Origin of the sequence: Nocardioides sp. ChNu-99 (assembly GCF_029493445.1) — a bacterium.
In the GTDB taxonomy this organism is placed as follows: domain Bacteria; phylum Actinomycetota; class Actinomycetes; order Propionibacteriales; family Nocardioidaceae; genus Nocardioides.
In genome coordinates this window covers 1-1,345 of record NZ_JAHWBL010000115.1, presented here as the reverse complement: position 1 = coordinate 1,345, position 1,345 = coordinate 1, and the positions used below count along the sequence as shown (strand labels likewise).

Below are 1,345 nucleotides of genomic sequence, written 5' to 3'. Positions count from 1 at the left end.
GTGTCGCGTGCCGGGTTCAGTGGAGGCTCTGAACTGACGCGCTGACGGTAGTCGGCGCGGTGTTGTGCCGGTAGTAGTCCTCCTCGAACTCGACCGGTGGGACGAGCCCGATCTCGCCGTGCAGGCGTCGATGGTTGAACCAATCGACGTACTCCGCGACCGCGATCTCGAGGTCGTCGATGCTCTTCCACGGCCCCTTGTTGCGGACCAGCTCGGCCTTGAACAGCGAGTTGAACGCCTCGGCGAGGGCGTTGTCGTAGCTATCGCCCGTCGACCCCACCGACGCGACAGCGCCGGCCTCGGCCAACCGCTGGGTGTAGCGCACCGCGAGGTACTGAACGCCCTTGTCGCTGTGCGCGATCAGGCCGGTGGTGTCCTGACCCGCGTGCTCGCGGGTCCACAGCCCCATCTCGAGGGCGTCCAACGCGAGGTCGGTGCGCAGGCTCTTCGACAGCTGCCAACCCACGACTCGGCGGGAGAAGACGTCGATGACGAACGCCGCGTAGACCCAGCCGGCGAAGGTGCGGCAGTAGGTGATGTCCGCGACCCAGACCCGGTTCGGTGCCGGCGCCTTGAAGTCACGATCGAGCAGGTCCGGCCGGGTGTCCGGGCCGCTCCCAGGGACTGTCGTGCGCGGTCCCTTGGCTCTGCTGATCCCGCGTAGGCCCTCGGCGCGCATCAGCCGGTGCACGGTGCACCTGGCGATCCGATGGCCGCGACGGTTGAGCTCGGCGTGCATCTTGCGGACCCCGTAGACGCCGTAGTTCTCCTCGTGGACACGACGCATCACCGCCAGCCGCTGCTCGTCGACGACCACACGCGCCGAGGGCGGACGGGACTTGCTGGCGTAGTAGGTGCTCGGGGCGATCTGCATCCCAGCCGCTCGTAGGACGGTGCAGATCGGCTCGACCCCGAACCGCTCCCGGTGCTGGTCGATGTAGTCGACCAGCACCGGAGTCGGCACCGCGGTGCTCACTTCAGCTTGCGGTCGAGCTCCGCCGCGGCGAAAAACGCCGACGCCGTCCGCAAGATCTCGTTCGCTCGCCGCAACTCACGGTTCTCGCGTTCGAGCTCACCGATCCGCTGCGCCTCGGCAGTGGTCACGCCGGGGCGGTGCCCCTCGTCGATCTCGGCCTGCTGAACCCAGTTGCGCAGCGTCTCGGGGTTGATCCCCAGCTGCTCACCGACCCGACGCAGAGCACCCGACCTCGCGGCCGGGTCACGCCGCAGATCGACCGCCATCCGGATAGCCCGCTCCCGAAGCTCCTCTGGGTACTTCCTCGGTGCCGCCATGACTCTCATCCTTCCGTGGAATGAGAGCCTCCATCAGACCCGGCACGCGACA

The 1,345-nt window shown here is 68.0% G+C and carries 1 protein-coding gene and 1 other annotated feature; the gene reads right to left on the bottom strand.

The window, feature by feature from the left end; genetic code table 11:
• Nucleotides 1-16: 16 nt before the first annotated feature.
• Nucleotides 17-1,302, bottom strand: a protein-coding gene (locus tag KK617_RS18620; protein ID WP_277501677.1) for an IS3 family transposase whose coding sequence is annotated in 2 segments (ribosomal slippage) — nt 17-1,005 and nt 1,005-1,302 — 1,287 coding nt in all. Because the reading frame shifts where the segments join, the coding sequence is not laid out codon by codon here.
• Nucleotides 860-1,015, bottom strand: a sequence feature (AL1L pseudoknot). (Overlaps the previous gene by 156 nt.)
• Nucleotides 1,303-1,345: the final 43 nt, after the last annotated feature.